The sequence below is a fragment of the Microvirga sp. TS319 genome (genome assembly GCF_041276405.1).
GTDB lineage: Bacteria > Pseudomonadota > Alphaproteobacteria > Rhizobiales > Beijerinckiaceae > Microvirga.
Genome location: NZ_JBGGGT010000002.1, coordinates 1,756,398 through 1,773,194, shown reverse-complemented (window position 1 = coordinate 1,773,194; position 16,797 = coordinate 1,756,398). Strand labels below are relative to the sequence as shown.

The 16,797-nt window shown below is 64.1% G+C and carries 15 protein-coding genes; 8 read left to right on the top strand and 7 right to left on the bottom strand.

All coding sequences use genetic code 11. From position 1 onward, the window contains the following. The first annotated feature begins 60 nt into the window (after window positions 1-60). From parE to rpmG, 5 genes are all read left to right on the top strand, one after another. Window positions 61-2,136, top strand: a complete 2,076-nt coding sequence (gene parE / locus AB8841_RS17745; protein ID WP_370437142.1) for a DNA topoisomerase IV subunit B — start codon at window positions 61-63, stop codon at window positions 2,134-2,136. Window positions 2,137-3,185: 1,049 nt separating this feature from the next. Beyond that, entirely contained in the window at window positions 3,186-5,513 is a 2,328-nt protein-coding gene (rnr, locus tag AB8841_RS17740) for a ribonuclease R (RefSeq protein ID WP_370437141.1), read from the top strand. Between the two features lie 15 nt (window positions 5,514-5,528). After that, complete coding sequence (locus AB8841_RS17735) at window positions 5,529-6,014, top strand: DUF983 domain-containing protein (protein ID WP_370437140.1); 486 nt, start codon at window positions 5,529-5,531, stop codon at window positions 6,012-6,014. Further along, window positions 5,986-6,711 (top strand): NUDIX hydrolase, encoded by a 726-nt coding sequence (locus AB8841_RS17730; protein WP_370439299.1) that lies wholly within the window; start codon window positions 5,986-5,988, stop codon window positions 6,709-6,711. The genes AB8841_RS17735 and AB8841_RS17730 overlap by 29 nt, the downstream gene beginning before the upstream one ends. Window positions 6,712-7,132: 421 nt before the next feature. Then, on the top strand, window positions 7,133-7,300 hold the full coding sequence (gene rpmG, locus AB8841_RS17725) for a 50S ribosomal protein L33 (protein WP_091138407.1): 168 nt from the start codon (window positions 7,133-7,135) through the stop codon (window positions 7,298-7,300). Between the two features lie 639 nt (window positions 7,301-7,939). Here the strand turns inward: rpmG and AB8841_RS17720 are convergent. From AB8841_RS17720 to AB8841_RS17700, 5 genes are all read right to left on the bottom strand, one after another. Further along, entirely contained in the window at window positions 7,940-8,452 is a 513-nt protein-coding gene (locus tag AB8841_RS17720; RefSeq protein WP_370437139.1) for an HU family DNA-binding protein, read from the bottom strand. A 464-nt stretch (window positions 8,453-8,916) separates the two neighbouring features. Continuing rightward, the gene (gene denD, locus AB8841_RS17715; protein ID WP_370437138.1) at window positions 8,917-9,897 is read right to left on the bottom strand and encodes a D-erythronate dehydrogenase; all 981 of its coding nucleotides are present in this window, start codon (window positions 9,895-9,897) and stop codon (window positions 8,917-8,919) included. A 412-nt stretch (window positions 9,898-10,309) separates the two neighbouring features. Further along, the gene (locus AB8841_RS17710) at window positions 10,310-10,702 is read right to left on the bottom strand and encodes a hypothetical protein (protein ID WP_370437137.1); all 393 of its coding nucleotides are present in this window, start codon (window positions 10,700-10,702) and stop codon (window positions 10,310-10,312) included. Window positions 10,703-10,754: 52 nt separating this feature from the next. After that, window positions 10,755-11,357 (bottom strand): hypothetical protein, encoded by a 603-nt coding sequence (locus tag AB8841_RS17705; RefSeq protein WP_370437136.1) that lies wholly within the window; start codon window positions 11,355-11,357, stop codon window positions 10,755-10,757. Window positions 11,358-11,589: 232 nt separating this feature from the next. Further along, the gene (locus tag AB8841_RS17700) at window positions 11,590-12,225 is read right to left on the bottom strand and encodes an SGNH/GDSL hydrolase family protein (RefSeq protein WP_370437135.1); all 636 of its coding nucleotides are present in this window, start codon (window positions 12,223-12,225) and stop codon (window positions 11,590-11,592) included. A 188-nt stretch (window positions 12,226-12,413) separates the two neighbouring features. On the opposite strand from AB8841_RS17700, the gene AB8841_RS17695 reads away from it, so the two are divergent. Next, window positions 12,414-12,659, top strand: coding sequence for a hypothetical protein (locus tag AB8841_RS17695; RefSeq protein ID WP_370437134.1), 246 nt, complete (start codon window positions 12,414-12,416; stop codon window positions 12,657-12,659). 37 nt (window positions 12,660-12,696) lie between these two features. Here AB8841_RS17695 and AB8841_RS17690 read toward each other — a convergent pair whose 3' ends face one another. Next, window positions 12,697-12,948: a hypothetical protein gene (locus AB8841_RS17690; RefSeq protein WP_370437133.1), complete on the bottom strand. Its 252-nt coding sequence runs from the start codon at window positions 12,946-12,948 to the stop codon at window positions 12,697-12,699. Window positions 12,949-13,183: 235 nt separating this feature from the next. Between AB8841_RS17690 and AB8841_RS17685 the strand changes: the two genes are divergently transcribed. Further along, entirely contained in the window at window positions 13,184-13,369 is a 186-nt protein-coding gene (locus AB8841_RS17685; RefSeq protein WP_370437132.1) for a hypothetical protein, read from the top strand. A gap of 105 nt (window positions 13,370-13,474) precedes the next feature. Continuing rightward, window positions 13,475-14,548, top strand: coding sequence for an FUSC family protein (locus tag AB8841_RS17680; protein WP_370437131.1), 1,074 nt, complete (start codon window positions 13,475-13,477; stop codon window positions 14,546-14,548). A 291-nt stretch (window positions 14,549-14,839) separates the two neighbouring features. On the opposite strand, the gene AB8841_RS17675 is transcribed toward AB8841_RS17680, so the two are convergent. Further along, window positions 14,840-16,681 (bottom strand): adenine deaminase, encoded by a 1,842-nt coding sequence (locus AB8841_RS17675; protein WP_370437130.1) that lies wholly within the window; start codon window positions 16,679-16,681, stop codon window positions 14,840-14,842. Window positions 16,682-16,797: the final 116 nt, after the last annotated feature.

The window sequence follows — 16,797 nt, the reverse complement described above, 5'->3', positions numbered from 1 at the left end:
AAAAACGGAATGAGAAATAGTGTAAACAAGCGCGAATCATCGAAACGGACCAAGGTCCCAATGGACAATGACGATCTCTTCGGGGGCGCCGCCGCCAAGCGCGCGACGCCAGCCGCAGCCAGAACGGCTACCGTGAAAACCTCCCGCGCCGCGCCGCCGTCGCAGGGCATCCCCGCGCAAGGCACTCCCGGCGAGGCCGGCTACGACGCATCCGCGATCGAGGTTCTGGAGGGGCTGGAGCCCGTCCGCCGCCGCCCGGGCATGTATATCGGCGGCACGGACGAGAAGGCGCTTCACCATCTCTTCGCCGAAGTAATCGACAACTCGATGGACGAGGCCGTCGCGGGCCACGCGACCTTCATCGAGGTCGAGGTGGAGGAAGGCGGCTGGCTGTCCGTGACCGATAACGGGCGCGGCATTCCGGTCGACCCGCACCCCAAATTCCCCAAGAAATCAGCTCTCGAAGTCATCATGACCACCCTCCACGCGGGCGGCAAGTTCGACTCGAAGGTCTATGAGACGTCCGGAGGCCTGCACGGCGTCGGCGTGTCGGTGGTGAACGCGCTCTCCGAGACGCTCGAAGTCGAGGTCGCGCGCGGCCAGCAGCTCTACCGGCAGGTCTTTTCCCGAGGCCTGCCGCAGGGCAAGCTCGAGACCGTGGGCCGCGTGCTCAACCGGCGCGGCACGAAGGTTCGCTTCAAGCCCGACTGGCAGATCTTCGGCAAGGAGGCTCATTTCCTGCCCCGGCGGCTGTTCAAGATGGCCCGCTCGAAGGCCTATCTCTTCGGCGGCGTCGAGATCCGCTGGAAATGCGCCCCGTCCCTGCTCGAGGGCAGCGAGAACGTTCCCGCCGAGGCGACCTTCAAGTTCCCGAACGGCCTGAAGGACTACCTGCTCCACGACATCGACGGGAAGGAGCTCGTCACCGACCAGATCTTCTCCGGCAAGATCACCAGGCCAGGCAGCCATGGCTCCCTGGAATGGGCGGTCGCCTGGATGTCGAACGAGGACGGGTTCTCGATCTCCTACTGCAACACGGTGCCCACGCCCGAAGGCGGCACGCACGAGAACGGCCTGCGTATCGCCCTCCTGCGCGCCCTGCGCGACCATGCGGAGCGCGTGGGCCAGCAGAAGCGCATGGCGGCCGTGACCACCGACGACGTGATGGCGACCTGCGCGTCCATGCTCTCGGTGTTCATCCGCGAGCCCGAATTCCAGGGCCAGACCAAGGACAAGCTCGCGACCGTGGAGGCGGGCCGGATCGTCGAGAACGCGATCCGTGACACCTTCGACCACTGGCTCGCCGCTTCCCCGCAGCAGGCCAACAAGCTGCTCGACTGGGTGATCGACCGGGCCGAGGAGCGCCTGCGCCGACGCCAGGAGAAGGAGGTCGCCCGCAAGACCGCCACCCGCAAGCTGCGCCTCCCCGGCAAACTGGCGGATTGCTCCAATGCTGGCGCCAAAGGGTCCGAACTCTTCCTCGTCGAGGGCGATTCGGCCGGCGGCTCCGCCAAGCAGGCCCGCGACCGCGCTTCCCAGGCAATTCTCCCGTTGCGCGGAAAAATCCTCAACGTGGCCTCGGCCGGCCGGGACAAGCTGCATCAGAACCAGCAGATCTCCGACCTCGTCCAGGCGCTCGGCTGCGGAACCGGCTCGCAGTACCGCGAATCCGACCTTCGCTACGAGAAGGTCATCATCATGACCGACGCGGACGTGGACGGCGCGCATATCGCGACGCTCCTCATCACGTTCTTCTACCGGCAGATGCCCAAGCTCATCGACGGCGGCCACCTCTATCTGGCGGTGCCGCCGCTCTATCGTCTCAGCCATGGCGCAAAATCGGCCTATGCCCGGGACGAGGCGGATCGCGACCGGCTGATGAAGACGGTGTTCAAGGGCTCGGGCAAGGTCGAGATCAGCCGCTTCAAAGGCCTCGGCGAAATGCTGCCGGGCCAGTTGAAGGAAACCACCATGGACCCGAAGAAGCGCCTGCTTCTGAAGGTCGTTGTGGAAGCCGAGGACCGGCCGGAGGCCAGCGACACGGTGGAGCGCCTGATGGGCAACAAGCCCGAAGCCCGCTTCACCTTCATCCAGGAACGCGCGGCCTTCGCCGATGAGGCGGATCTGGATATCTAAACTTTATAACGATACGTTCCCGGCGCAGAACCACCCGCATGAGGCATGGGGATGCGCCGGGTTTTTGCTTTTTGGGACTGTGGCTGCTCAGCGTCCCTGCAACTGCACGCGAGCGGTTGGAGCCGATCGCGAACTCCCTCTCAGAGCACGAGAGTCAATTTCTGGAGCCTGCACGTTCTCGATCCGGCCCGTCCCGCCACTGCACCGATCTCCTGGTCTGCCTCTGATTATGGTACCGGCAGCTTCGCTCGCCCCCGAAGCCGACGGCAGAAAGGATGCGATATTCTCATCCCGAATTGGGTCGAAGGGAGCGAGCCCAAGCGCGGCGGCGGCCTCTACTTCGTAGGTGAGTCGTACTGGTCAGGGCTCACCGATATCGTGCGCCCCCCGTCGAGGCGGCCACGCTTACGCCGTTACCTCTATTCCTTCGAGACGGAGCGCGCCGTGAGCGAAGTTGAGGATGGCCCTCTCCGTTACCAGGGCTTTCCGGCCCTCTGGCTCCGGCCTGGAAAGGCCCGACCGCTCACTCCGCTCATCCGTTTGCAGCGATAGGGCCGATGCCGAACGGCCCCCCCTCGTTCCAGTCCCGACCCGTGGCGGATCTCAGGACGCGGATGGTCATGACAGACAGGAATTTCTTATTCCAATTCAGATACTTAATCCGCCAGCGGTCCCTCTATGGAATTTTTTTGAAAATTTTTCGAAAAAACTGGGAACCAACGTTGAAGCCGGCCGTTGATAGGCATCACCGGCCCATTCTGCCCCCACGGGCCGGTCCCTCACAGGCTCCACTCCGGAGCCTTTTTTTTGGCTTGTAGGGCCTCCGGGCCCCTGCTGGATCCATCAGGCCCCTCGCGCGTCATTCACAGGCGGGCTTCCCGGACTGGCGCATCGTGCGAAAAGATGGACCCGGTTTTTCGCACGATGCGCTGTTCTGTGGTGGGGGCATCGGATCGATCCCGAAAGTGCAAATCCACTTTCGGGTCCGATGCTCTAGCGGCGGCCAAGCTCGCATGCGACAAGACCTGACGAACTCAACGAGTTTTCCCTTGGCCAAACGTTCAAAAATCTCTTCCTCCTCCGCTCTCCCATCCCGGGAGGATCTCGTCGCCTTCATCGCCAAAACTCCTGGCAAAGTCGGCAAGCGCGAGATCGCGCAAGCCTTCAACATCAAGGGCGGCGACCGCATCTGGCTCAAGCAGATGCTCAAGGACCTCGAGGTCGAGGGCGTCGTCGACCGTCGGGGCAAGCGCGTCCACAAGGCGGGCCAGCTGCCGCCGATGGTGATGGCCGACATCGTCAAGCGCGACCGCGACGGCGAGCTGATCGCCGTGCCGACCGAATGGGACGAGGAGGAGCACGGCGCTGTTCCGACCATCCTCATCATGCCCCCGCGCAAGCAGAAACCCGGCATGCCGGTGGCGGGAGTCGGCGACCGGGCGCTGCTGCGGGTCGATCCGCTGAAGCCCGGCGACATCCACCGCTATGCGGGGCGCGTCACCAAGATCCTGGCCAAGAAGCAGGCGCAGGTGCTCGGCATCTTCCGCTCTCTTCCCGAGGGCGGCGGCCGACTGATTCCGGTCGAGAAGAAATCGCGCGAGCAGGAATTGCAGGTCAATCCCGGCGACGAGGCCGGCGCGCAGGACGGCGACCTCATCGCGGCCTCCATCGTGAAGCACGGCCGCTTCGGCCTGCCCCACGCGAAGGTCAAGGAGCGGCTGGGCTCCGTCAAATCCGAGAAGGCCGTGAGCCTGATCGCGATCTACGCCCACGGCATCCCCAACGAGTTCCCGAAAGCGGTCCTCGACGAGGCGGAAGCGGCCAAGCCCGCCACGCTCGCGGGCCGCGAAGACTGGCGCGACCTGCCGCTCGTCACGATCGATCCACCGGACGCCAAGGACCACGACGATGCGGTCCATGCGGTTCCCGACTCCGACCCGAACAACGCGGGCGGCTACGTCCTCACCGTCGCCATCGCCGACGTGGCGGCCTATGTGAGGCCGGGCTCCGCCATGGACCGGGAAGCCCAGGAGCGCGGCAACTCGGTCTATTTCCCCGACCGGGTCGTGCCCATGCTGCCGGAGAGGATCTCCAACGACCTCTGCTCGCTCCGCCCGCGCGAGGACCGCCCCGCCCTCGCGGTGCGCATGGTCGTAGGCCCCGACGGGCGCACGATCCGTCATTCCTTCCACCGCATCATGATGCGCTCGGCGGAAAAGCTCTCCTACCAACAGGCCCAGGCCGCCATCGACGGCAGGCCCGACGAGGTGACGAAGCCGATCCTCGATACGATCCTCAGGCCTCTCTGGGCGGGCTATGCTCTGGTCAAGAAGGCGCGCGACATCCGCGAGCCGCTCTATCTCGACCTGCCCGAGCGCAAGATCGTGCTCAAGCCCGACGGCACCGTCGACCGCGTGTTCGTGCCCGAGCGGCTGGAGGCCCACAAGCTCATCGAGGAGTTCATGATCCTCGCCAACGTGGCGGCCGCGGAGGCGCTGGAGAAGGTGCAATCCGACCTGATCTACCGCGTCCACGACGAGCCCTCGCTGGAGAAGATGCGCGCTTTGAGCGAAGTGCTCGCGTCCATCGGCCTGAAGCTGCCGACGCAAGGTGCGCTCAAGCCCGAACTCTTCAACCGCGTCCTTCGCAGCGTCGAGGGCTCCGAACACCAGCTCTTCATCAACGAGGTGGTGCTGCGCTCGCAGTCCCAGGCCGAGTATTCGGCGGAAAACTATGGGCATTTCGGCCTGAACCTGAGGCGCTACGCCCATTTCACCTCCCCCATCCGCCGCTATGCCGATCTCATCGTCCACCGGGCGCTGATCACCGGCCACAAGTTCGGCAAGGACGGGCTGCCGTCCGATGCGACCCGCGCGGAGCTGATCGAGATCAGCGCCAAGATCTCGGCGGCGGAGCGGCGCGCCATGGCGGCGGAGCGTGAGACAATCGACCGCCTGATCGCGCACTTCCTTGCCGACAGGATCGGGGCCACATTCGACGGACAGATATCGGGAGTGACGAAGGCGGGGCTCTTCATCAAGCTGAGCGAGACCGGCGCAGACGGTTTCGTTCCGGCGGCGACCATCGGCGACGATTACTATCGCTTCGACGAGAAGACCCATTCCATGCGGGGCGAGCACACGGGCGAGACCTATCGCCTCGGCGACAAGGTCGAGGTAAAGCTCGTGGAGGCCGCTCCCGTCGCCGGCGCCCTGCGCTTCGAGCTGCTCACGAAAGGCCGTTTCACGGGCAAGGTCGGGGGCGGCAGGAAGGGGGCCAAGCGCCCGCCGCGCGGGCCGAAGAAGACCGCGAAGGCGGCCGCTTCGAGCCGCCGCTCTCCGACAAAGGTGAAAGTGAAACGCCGCGGCCGCGGCTGACAGGAAATGGAAGACATGTCCCTGACGATCCACACCGCCCCGGCGCCTGCCGAGGATGTGACCCTCACGCCCGCCATGAGGCGCGGGTTTCGCGGCCGTTGCCCGGCCTGCGCCGGAGGCCGTCTCTTCGGCCGCTTCCTGAAGGTCGTGGATCGCTGCGACGCGTGCGGCACGGAGTTCCATCATCACCGGGCCGACGATCTGCCGCCCTATGTGGTGATCACCATCGTGGGCCACCTGGTCGGCTACGGAATCTTCATGACGGAAACCAAGATGGAGATGCCCCTTTGGGCCCATCTGGCGATCTGGCCCGCCCTGACTCTCGTCCTGTCCCTGCTGCTGCTCCAGCCCGTCAAAGGGGCTGTCGTGGGGCTGCAATACGCGTTAGGGATGCACGGCTTCGGCGCGGCGCGCCAGGCAAGACGAGCAGACAGGGAGGACGCGAGTGACGGACGCGCAGGCACTGACCCGGATGGATACGCAGGTCGCCGGGGAGCGTAGGGCGCACGCCCCCGTCCTTCGGCCTGTCGACGCCGCGACCCTCATCATCATCGACCGCAGAGGCAAGCGCCCCAAGCTGCTCATGGGCAAGCGCCACGAGGGCCACACCTTCATGCCGGGCAAGTTCGTGTTCCCCGGCGGGCGAATCGAGGCCGGCGACCGCTCCATGACGGTGACGGGCGCCCTGCATCCACGCGCCGAGCAGGCCCTCATGACCCGGGTGACCCGCCCGTCCCTCCAGCGCAGCCGCGCCCTGGCGCTCGCCGCCATCCGCGAGACCTTCGAGGAGACCGGCCTGCTGCTCGGCACCCGGGATTACGGAAGCCCCGATTCGGTCCCGGCCGGCACGCCCTGGGAGGCCTTCCAGGAGCACGGGGTGTTTCCAGACCTGGAATCGCTGCATTTCATCGGTCGCGCCATCACGCCGCCCAAACGCGTGAAGCGTTTCGATACCCGCTTCTTCGCGGTCGACCGCGATGCCATCGCCCATGAGGTCGAGGGCGTGGTCGGGCCCGATTCCGAACTCGTCGAGCTGGCCTGGGTAACGATGGCCGAGGCCCGGAAGCTCGACCTTCACGCCGTGACGGGCATGCTCCTGAGCGAGCTGGAAAGCCGCATCGCCGCCGGCTTCAGCCCCATGCTGCCCGTGCCCTTCTTCTTTCAGAAGCGCGGCCATTTCGTGCGGGAAGAGCTGTAGACCTCCCGCTCCGCCCTTCCGGGCCCAGGAGCATCGATCCCAAAAGTGGAATCCACTTTAGGGATCAATTCGATGTTCCCGTCTTGGAAATCGCGCATCGTTCTGGCGAAAAACCGGGCCTCTTTTTCGCACGATGCGCGAGCGCGGCCCGCCGGGTCCGCACGATGCGCTGGCCGTGTGGCGTGACAGGAGCGCGTCAAACGGGATGGCAGAGGCAAGTCCGGCCGTGACGAGAGCATGATGAAAAGACGTCCGTTCTCCCGAGGGAAATCTCGCCTCCCACCCCTGTAACCCTTGACGGAAGCGGCATAATCGGGCATGGGAACATCACGATTTTCCGGCCGGGTTCGCCCGGCCTTTGCGTTTCGGCCACGCCGCGGGGCCAACCGAGCGCGTTGATACCGAACGAAAGGTCCAACCCATGGCCAAAGCCGCTACGATTAAAGTGAAGCTCGTCTCCACCGCCGACACGGGCTATTTCTACGTCACGAAGAAGAACTCCCGCACCATGACCGACAAGATGTCGTTCAAGAAGTACGACCCGGTCGCGAAGAAGCACGTGGAGTTCAAGGAAGCCAAGATTAAATAAGCTTCCTGCGGACAAGCGCAGAATCAAAAAGGCCGCTCCACACCGGAGCGGTCTTTTTCGTTTCCGGCCAAGGGCAAGGCAAGGGAAGCCGTGGGGCGCAATCCCTGCCCCGAATGAGGCATGGCGCATTGTGCGTCCCTGAGTTCCGCGCTAGCGCATCGTCGAACCCAGCGGGCCGCGCTAGCGAAAAGTGGACCCGGTTTTCCGCGATGAACGATGTGGTCGCCCGCAGCGCGCGGGGAGCGACAAGCATGGTACCGCGCCGCCTTATGGTGCAGGTCATGGTCCGATGCGCGGGAATGCGGTGGCTTTAGGACGATTCGGCCCGAGCCGCCGCTGGGGCACGCGCCCCGTCATACATGGCTCCTCATGCGACAACGCACGCCGACGTCCGGCGTCCTCAAGGAGCAGCGATGTGGAGAACGGAGCCGTGGGGCCAAAAGCGGACGTGAGATCATTCCCACGTCCAATGGTCTCAGAAAATCTTTCGGCGAAATGGATCCGGTTCGCTGTCAAAAATGCGGCCGGGCCATAGAAAAGAGCTGTTTCCACTGGCATGGAAACAGCTCTCGTGCCCGAGCCTGAGCATCGCATCACGCAAAAACGGCGCCCGTTTCTGCGTCCGATGCACGGATGGCCTCAGATCGATTCCTTCAGATCCTTGGCGGCGCGGAAGGCGATCTTCTTCGAAGCCTTGATCTTCACGGGCTCGCCGGTCTGCGGGTTGCGGCCCATGCGGGCGGCGCGCTTGCGGACCTGGAGAATGCCGAGGCCGGTCAGGCGGATCTTGTCGCCCTTCTTCAGGCTCTTGGCGATCAGCTCGACCACCTGGGTGAGCATCTCGTTCGCCTGACGCTTCGGCAGCTCATGCATCTCGGAGAGGGTCTCGGCGATGTTGCGCAGCGTGAGGATGCCATTCGACGATGCCGCCTTCACGGACTTCTTGGCCGTCTTGGCCGCAGCCTTCGCGGGCGCCTTCGGGGCTGCGGTCTTGGCGGACTTCTTCACCGCTGCCTTGGTCGCAGCCGCCTTGGCGGAAGCTTTGGCGGGAGCCTTCGCCACGCTCTTGGCTGTCGTCTTGGCTGCGGTCTTAGCGGTCTTGGTTCCTGCGGCCTTGCGGGCCGGGGCTTTCTTCGTTGCTGCTTTTGCCACTGGAAACTCCTTTCGAGGCCATGTGCATATGGAATAGCATTATCTGCATAGTGCTTGGAGACAAAGTTCCAAGTTGCCGGAAACGCGTTTCCACAAGGCAAATGCCACAAAAAGCCGTCGATAACCTTGCTCAATACGGTGAAAGGTCCGCCTAACCTACCGGCACGTCTTGCGTTGTCACTCCAGGAATCAGCTGCTTCGCGCTGCCCGCGTCGTCTCCCGGAGGGTCAGAATCACCTTTCGCATCGGATCGACCAAGTTGAAATGCTTTGCGTGCCGCATGGTTTGACGGCGAACCGGTGCCGCTTCACTGAAAAACTCCAGCGCATCGTGCGAAAAAGCGGCCCCGGTTTTTCGCCGGAACGATGCGCTCTTTCCAAGACGGGAGCGTCGGATCCGATCCCAAAAGCGGATTCCACATTTCTCGTCCGATGCTCCAGAATCCCGGCGACGCGCCGCGCATGTCATCTCACGAAATTTCCGCCGAGCTCATCCTCGATATGCAGACGGATGATGTCGTCGAAACTGGCCTCGGCCTTGAAGCCAAGACTCTCGGCCCTGCTGGCGTCAAAGCGGCGTGGCCATCCGGCTACCATGCGCATGACGTCCGGATCGGGCTCGCGACGGATTCGCGTGGCGACCCTGTCACCAGCGATGCGCCGCAAGGCCTCGATCTGCTCCGCGACGCTCACCGAAACGCTCGGCATCGTCAGATTGCGGCGGGGCCCGATCCTCGCCGTGTCGATGGTGGCCGCATGCATGAGGAACCCCACTGCGGACCGTGGCGAGGCATGGGCGTGGCGCACATCGTCAGGCACGGGCAGAACGGCCTCCTGCCCACTGAGTGGCTCGCGGATGATGCTCGAAAAGAAGCCCGAGGCGGCCTTGTTGGGCTTGCCCGGCCGCACGCAGATCGTGGGGAGACGGATGCCGACGCCATCGAAGAAGCCGCGCCGCGTATAATCGGACAGCAGTAATTCGCCGATCGCCTTCTGGGTGCCATAGCTCGTTAGGGGCGTGAGAAAGAACTCGTCGCCGATCGCCTGCGGGAACGGGGCGCCGAACACCGCGATGGAGGATGTGAAGACAAGGCGCGGACGATACCCGTCCCCGATCTTGCGGATCGCATCGAAGAGGAACCGCGTTCCATCGAGATTGATCCGGTAGCCCTTCTCCAGATCGGCCTCGGCCTCGCCGGACACGATGGCCGCGAGATGAAAGATGACGTCCGGACGCCTCTCCACGAGCCTGTCGGCTTCGCCGGGCTCTGAGACATCGGAGGTCGCCACGGTGATCTCGAACGGAGCCTGTGGACGGTCGGCCGGCACCACATCGTGCAGGACGAGGCGTGAAATCGCCTGGCCGTTGAGCTGCCCTTCTTCGACAAGCCGCTCGGTGAGTTTCCGGCCGACCATGCCGGCCGCTCCGAGAATGAGAATCTGCATGGATCGGGACCTTCGTTCGTGAGGAATGCCTCAAGCGGAAGAGATTTTACGAAAGAGATCTTGCGGGAGAGATCTCGGCGGTTCATGCCGTCTTGCGCGGTCGCGACCCGGACGACATGGTGGGCCAGATGGGCTACGGCTTGGGCAACCTCTCCAACTCGCCCAGCATCATCATCACCGCTCCGGACCCGATGGTGGAGGAGTGCTTCTCCCACACGGAATTCGCCTCGTCGCGCATGCGGTTGGTCTCCTGCCCGTTCAGCTCGTCGACGATGATACCCGAGCCCTTGATCTTGTCGAGAGAGGCTTGCGCGAGCTTGCAGGAGACCGTGCGCTGCTCGTCGCGGGACGGCAGCGCGGCGTACTCGCGAAGCGCCCCGGCTCATCCTTCGACAACCCGTCCCATAGCTTACTACGAAGAGAGAACCAGAAACGGCACATGGGCATGGCGCGTGACGGAGGGGTATTCCTGCACCTCGCAGAACTGCCGATGGCCAGGAAGGTCGCTGGAGAGCTTGCCGAATTCGACACCTTTCGGCACGAGGATCCCCTCCGCCGCGTCTCCCATCACGCCCACAACGCATTGATCCAGGGCACCGTGCGGGCCTTCCATACCGGCCGATATACGGAGCCGGTGACGCAACTCCCGATGGTGAAGAAGGGCGAAGTCACAATGACCATGAGGCCCGGCCCCGGCTTCGAATTGCGGCCGGATATCCAGGCGCGGCCCGACGCCCTCGCCCGTGTCACGGACGGATCGGAGCGACTCTTGCGCGAAGCCGTTCGCCGGTTTGCGCCAAACCAAAAAACCGCCTCCCTAGGGAGGCGGTTTTCAGTCCGCTTTTTCGCTCTATGCGCTAGCGGTAATGAACGCGGCGCACGTGCTGGCGGGGAGCGACGGAGCCGGTGGAGACGACGTCGCGGCGCACGGACCGCACGACGCGGGTCGGCTGGGCGCTCGCCCGATACACCGTGCGAGTGCCATAACGGGGCGCGTAGTAAGCGGACCGCGTCTGATAGCGCGGAGCGCCATAGACGACCCGCGTGCGGTAGGCGGGCTCACGATAAACGACCCGAGTCCGGTACGCCGGCGCCGCATATACGACCCGCGAGGTGACCGGAGCACCGTAGTAGCCATAGGTGGTAGGATAGCCATAACCATAGCCGTAGGCCGGATAGTTGTAGCCGTAACCATAGGCAGCGGGATAGTTGTATCCATAGGCCGGATAGCCGTAGCCATAGGGATAGCCGTAAGCGGGGCTCGCCGCGGCACCGATCAGGCCGCCGAGCACCGCGCCTCCGACCAGACCGGCCGCAACGGCGCCGCCGTTGCCCCAGCCGCCACGGTGGTAATAGCCGCCGTGCCAGCCGTCGCCGCGATAAAACCTCTGGGCTTGCGCAGCGCCGATACTGGCAAAGGTCAGCAAAGCAGCGCTCGATAACAGGATCACCTTCTTCATGACAAACCTCATAACAAAATGGTTGGCACCATTCGTGCGTTACTAATCGCGAACACCACAAAAGGTTTCATGGTCGTCTATACTCGCACGAATTAAGCTTACGCCCGTTCATGCAGCGTTCATTTAACAGAAATTCCGCCACAATACTGCCAAGCATCGCAGGCGAATACCGATTGCAGCTTTATGCCTGATATCAAAAGCGAATAGTCGATTCCGGGCGGTCTTCGGCCCGTTAGTCGGAATAGACCTGCGAGCGGCGGGAGGCAGCGCCTCCCGCGACGACCCGCGCGATCGCTCGCGCGATCTTGTCGCCTCCCTTGGCGGACAGCTCGATCGGATCGGCATAGTCGTCATGCTGATTGCAGATCAGGCGCAGGTCGATCAGGGAGAGCCCTCGGCTGAAGGCTTCGCGCGTGATGATATCGTTGAAGACCGACAGGGAAGCCACCACGTGGCGTCGGCTCTCCTGCTCGGGAAAGCGTCCGTCGTGGATCGTGCAGAGCGCCGTCGGCAGACGATAGCTCATCACCAGATCCAGCATTCTGCGGTAGCCCTGGGCGAACGCATCCCTCATATCCGCGAGCCGGGTCAGGACCTCCGCTACGGACCGGGCGCCCTCCCGGAGGATCGCGCTGCAGCCGAGCGCATCGCTGCTTCCGATGCTCAGGATCAGATGGCTGGCATCCTCGGGCAAACGGGCGAGCTGGCGCTTCACGTTCGTCGTGATGGCGCCGTCGACCGCGTTCATCGTGGTCCGCCAGCCCTCCGGAAGTTTCGCCTGGAGCTGAGCCAGAACGTCTGGTTCTCCAGGCTTCAGGTAACCACCGTTGTCGAACACGCTGTCACCGAGAAGAACCACGTGGTTCATCGCGCCGCCCCCGTCTGTCATTGATATGATAACGTATCACAGGCACGACCTCTCAAGAGAGGCAATAAAGTATAGTGGCGAAGAGCGCAGCAAGGCGGCTCCAGATCCCCGCTCGCACTGCCTTTCGGAACGGGCCGCTCCAGGCCACGTTGATCTGCGGGTCTGCTTGTTGATCCGGAGAACGACGGATGATCGGAACCATCAGGACGTCGCTGTCGACAATGATGCTGGCCGCGTCGAGTATCGTTGCCATGGCGCAGAATGCACCCGACGGAACTTCGGGCTCCCCCGGAACGGCGACGCCATCGCCGGCCGCCACGGGTGCGGTCGCCGATGGCGACATGAGCACTTGGCTGTGGGTTGTCCTGGCCGTCGTAATCATCGCCGGGCTGCTTTATTATTTCCTTGGGCGGGGCCGCGCGACGCGGATCTAGCTTCTGTCCGGAGGCATGACGTCCCTCGAAAGCGCCGTCATGCCTCCGGTTGAAAGAACGCTCGGAAATTCCTGAGCCACGCGACGAGCCAAAGCTCGAGCGCCGTCTTTGCCGCATCCTCGTTCGGCCCATAGCCCCAGACATCTTCCTGGAGGGGCGTCGACCAGACCCAGAGCCTGTTGCTGCCGTCATAGGCGACGCTGCCGACCTCGATGGCCCCCACGAAGCCCATGTGCCGGCTGAGAGGCACGCCCGCGACACTGTCCTGTTCCCATCGAATTCGGTTCATAGAGCCGATCTAGCGCCTCGTGCGAAAAAGTGGACCCGGTTTTTCGCAAGAACGATGCGCTGCTCTAAGAAGGGAGCATCGGATTCAATCCCAAAAGTGGATTCCACTTTGGGGTCCGATGCTCTAGCGCCTCGTGCGGAAAAGTGGACCTGGTTTTCCGCTCGCAACGATGCGCCAGCCCCCTTGCTGGCGGGCCCGCGAAAGCGTAACATCGTGTCACCTCAAGGAGGCGACCATGTTCGAAGAAGCGGTTCAGGTCAGCGAGGCCCTTCGGCAGAGCGCGAGCCAGATGCAGGGAAGTCTCCGGATGGCCATGAAGGGCTGCCCGCGATGCGGAGCCACGCACATGATCGCATCCCCGGAACTGGGCACATGCGCGGATTGCGGCACACCTCTCCAGGTTCTGGAGACAGAGGCGTAGCACGCCCGGTGAACCACTCTCGATGCTCTGCGTTCGGACAATGGCATGGCATCGTCAGGGTGGATCAAAAAGGCAGCCGGAAGAATTGGGGCCCGTCAGGCGGAGATGAAACTCGCCTTGCGCGTGACCATTGCCGGTACGCTCGCCTTCGCGATCACGAAAGCCTTCAACCTCCCGCAGGGCTATTGGGCGGCCATCACCGCCGTCGTCATCACGCAGGCCAGCGTCGGCGGCTCGCTCAAGGCCGCCATCGAGCGCTTCATGGGAACGCTTGCGGGCGCCGTCTATGGCGGCCTCGTCGCGGCCGTGGTTCCGCACGGCTCGTCGACGGGCATGGGCCTCGCGATGATCGCGGGCCTGTTTCCGCTGGCACTGCTCGCAGCCGTCAAACCAAGCTTCCGCGTGGCACCCGTGACGGGGCTGATCATGCTCCTGCCGCCCTCTGGCCAAGCCATCGGCCCGCTTGCCGCGGCTATCGACCGTGTGGCGGAGATCACCCTCGGCAACATCGTGGGCGTGGTCGTGTCCCTGTTCGTCCTGCCTGCTCGAGCCCATACGCTGATGACGGACGCGGCCGCGAAGGTCGTTTCCCTCAATGCCGATCTGATCGATCTCCATATCGGCGAACTCACGGCCGAACCGACAGGACGAACCGCCCTGCAGACGATCCATCCGCAGATCCGCGCAGCCCTGAAAAAGGCTGAGGCGGCGGCCGACGAGGCGGCGCGCGAGCGCAGGAGCCATCTCACCGACGCGGCCGATCCGGAACCGCTGATCCGAACGCTCTATCGCGTTCGCCACGACTTCGTGATGATCGGGCGCGCCTCGACCAACCCCTTGCCGGAGCCACTTCTCCAGACACTCGGCCCGTCGCTGAAGGCTCTTCGGGATGAAACCTGCGCCCTCCTCCTCGGCATCGCCAAAGCCCTGCGGGCCCGCACGGCGCCTCCCGACGCATCCCGCTTCGAGACGGCGTTGCACGCCTTCGTCAGCGAGACGGAGGCGCTGCGCACTCAGGCGCTTTCGCACGACCTGCCCTATGGAAGCTTCGGGCAGGTCTTCGCCCTGGGCTTCGCCTTCGAGCAGTTCCGGAAGAACGTCGAGGATCTGCTCGCCCGGACGCAGGAGCTGGCCTCCGCCCGAACGGCCGCCCGGGCGGAAGAGCGATCGCCTGCCTAGAGCATCGGACGCAAAAGTGGGAACCGGTTTTGCGTGAAAAGATGCTCAAGACCATAGGCTTACAGCATCGGACGTGAAAAGTGGATTTGCACTTTTGGGATCCAATCCGATGCTCCCGTCTTGGAAAGAGCGCATCGTTCTGGCGAAAAACTGGGACCACTTTTTCGCACGATGCGCCGGAGCATCGGACCCAAAAGTGGAATCCACTTTTGGGATCCAATCCGATGCTCCCTTGTTGGAGCGAGCGCATCGTTCTTGCGAAAAACCGGGGCCACGTTTTCGCACGATGCGCTATTCGTCGAAGAGCGGCACCAGCTCCATCTGGGGCACGAGCACCAAGCCCTTGTCGGTGATGCGGATCTCGGGGATGACCGAGAGCGGGATCAGGTTGAAGCCCATATACGGGATCTTGCAGCCCGCCTTTTCCCAGGCTGCCTTCAGGGTGCGCGTCTCCTCGGCCACCTCGGTAACGCGCTTGTCGGACAGAAGCCCGGCGATCGGCAGCGGCACCATCGCGGAGACCTCGCCCCGGTCGACCACGCAGACGCCGCCCTGCGACCCAATCAGCGTATCGAGCGCCACCCTCATGTCGGCTTCGTTGGTGCCGGCCACGATGATGTTGTGGGAATCGTGCCCGACGCTGCTCGCAACCGCACCGCTCTTCAGGCCGAAATCCTTCAAGAGCCCGTGCGCAACGCCCTTGCCGCCGGACCGCCCGTGCCGCTCGATGACCGTCACGAAGGTGAGATCGTTCTTGGAGAGAAGGTCATCCCAGCTCTCCGCCCTGTTCAGCTTCACCTTGTCGTGGAAGAGCACGATGCCGGGCAGTGCCACGCGAATGACGTTCGCGGTGCGGTCCCGCTCCGGCAGCTCAGGGACGAGCTTGGGAACGCTCGGGATATGCACCGTCCGATAGGCCGCGTCGGGATAGCGGTAGCGATGGGACAATGCCTGATCCAGCACGGGAGTGATCGTCTTGTCCTCGACGACGAGTTCGCCCCCATACCAGGTATTGCGCACGTTCAGGTCGTCGTCGAGCAGCACCAGGTCGGCCCGCCGTCCGCCGCCGAGACCGCCGATCTCGCCGTCCATGCCGAAGCGGGTGGCCGGATGAAGCGACCCCATGCTCCAGGCCTGCTCGCGGCTCATGCCCGCCCGGCGTGCCTCCCGCGTCACCCAATCCATGCCGAACAGCATGAGATCGTCCGCATCCCGGTCGTCCGTGCAGACGCAGATGCGCTTGTGCGAGGCACCGAGTTCCGTGATCGTCTTGATCGCTTCCGGCAGGGAATGCCACGGCGTGGTCGGGGGCCCGCCGCGCAAAAAGATCCAGATGCCCGCATCGAGCAGATCGTCGGCGATGTCGCGGTCGATCGCCTCGTGCGTGTCGGTCACGCCGCTCGCCGCATAGGCCGCCACGAACTCGCGCCCGTAGATGTGGCCGGAAACCGGCTTCCCGCGCTCGAGCGCCGCCGCGAGGATCGCGTGGCTCCGCTCGTCCCCCATGGTGACGGGGACGAAATCCATCTTCTCGCCCAGGGCCGCGGCTTCGGGCCAGCGGTCGAAGAGCGCGGCGATCTTTTCAGGCGTCAGGTCTCCGCCCGCCGTTTCGAGTTCCGGCGAGGTGGCGGGCACCGTGCTCGGCACGGTAAGGAAGATGGAGAGCGGTGCGTGACGGGCGTCCTCCAGCATCATCTCGACGCCGGCGACATCCATGACGTTGCCGATCTCGTGGCTGTCGCAGAAGATCGTCGTGGTCCCGTTGAGCAGTGCCGCCTCCGCATAGGCGCAGGCCGTGACCATGCTGCTCTCGATATGGATGTGCGGATCGACGAGGCCTGGCGCGATGATGCCGCCACGGGCGTCGTAGATCCGTCCGGGCGTGCCGTTCACCCGGGCATGAGCCCCGGCAGGCTTCACCGCGGCGATGCGCCCGCCTGAAATCCAAACCTCCCGGTCAGGCGCAATGCGCTCGCTGTAGGTCGACAGCACCCGCGCGCCGGTGATGACCAGATCCGCCGGAGCACGTCCGGAGGCGACGTCCGCGAGCCGCCGGGTCATGGTCGACAGGGGCTCCACGGAAAACCGCGTGAGGGCCGATTTCGGAGGCATTGAAGGTGGGCGCTGGTCCATGATCGATCCCCTTTTTCTCAAACGATGCGCTCCAGGATATTCCCGTAGGGCATCCGCTATTCGTCTGAATAGTCACGGCCAAGCTTAACTTGCAAGCTGAAGGCTGTAGTCTGCTG

Coding starts and splice junctions, on each gene's coding strand:
- AB8841_RS17685 (WP_370437132.1), top strand. CDS start 13,184: ATGTTCGAAGAAGCGGTTCAGGTCAGCGAGGCCCTTCGGCAGAGCGCG.
- AB8841_RS17680 (WP_370437131.1), top strand. CDS start 13,475: ATGAAACTCGCCTTGCGCGTGACCATTGCCGGTACGCTCGCCTTCGCG.
- AB8841_RS17690 (WP_370437133.1), bottom strand. CDS start 12,948: ATGAACCGAATTCGATGGGAACAGGACAGTGTCGCGGGCGTGCCTCTC.
- AB8841_RS17705 (WP_370437136.1), bottom strand. CDS start 11,357: ATGAAGAAGGTGATCCTGTTATCGAGCGCTGCTTTGCTGACCTTTGCC.
- AB8841_RS17700 (WP_370437135.1), bottom strand. CDS start 12,225: ATGAACCACGTGGTTCTTCTCGGTGACAGCGTGTTCGACAACGGTGGT.
- AB8841_RS17675 (WP_370437130.1), bottom strand. CDS start 16,681: ATGGACCAGCGCCCACCTTCAATGCCTCCGAAATCGGCCCTCACGCGG.
- AB8841_RS17730 (WP_370439299.1), top strand. CDS start 5,986: ATGGATACGCAGGTCGCCGGGGAGCGTAGGGCGCACGCCCCCGTCCTT.
- AB8841_RS17735 (WP_370437140.1), top strand. CDS start 5,529: ATGTCCCTGACGATCCACACCGCCCCGGCGCCTGCCGAGGATGTGACC.
- AB8841_RS17695 (WP_370437134.1), top strand. CDS start 12,414: ATGATCGGAACCATCAGGACGTCGCTGTCGACAATGATGCTGGCCGCG.
- rpmG (WP_091138407.1), top strand. CDS start 7,133: ATGGCCAAAGCCGCTACGATTAAAGTGAAGCTCGTCTCCACCGCCGAC.
- denD (WP_370437138.1), bottom strand. CDS start 9,897: ATGCAGATTCTCATTCTCGGAGCGGCCGGCATGGTCGGCCGGAAACTC.
- parE (WP_370437142.1), top strand. CDS start 61: ATGGACAATGACGATCTCTTCGGGGGCGCCGCCGCCAAGCGCGCGACG.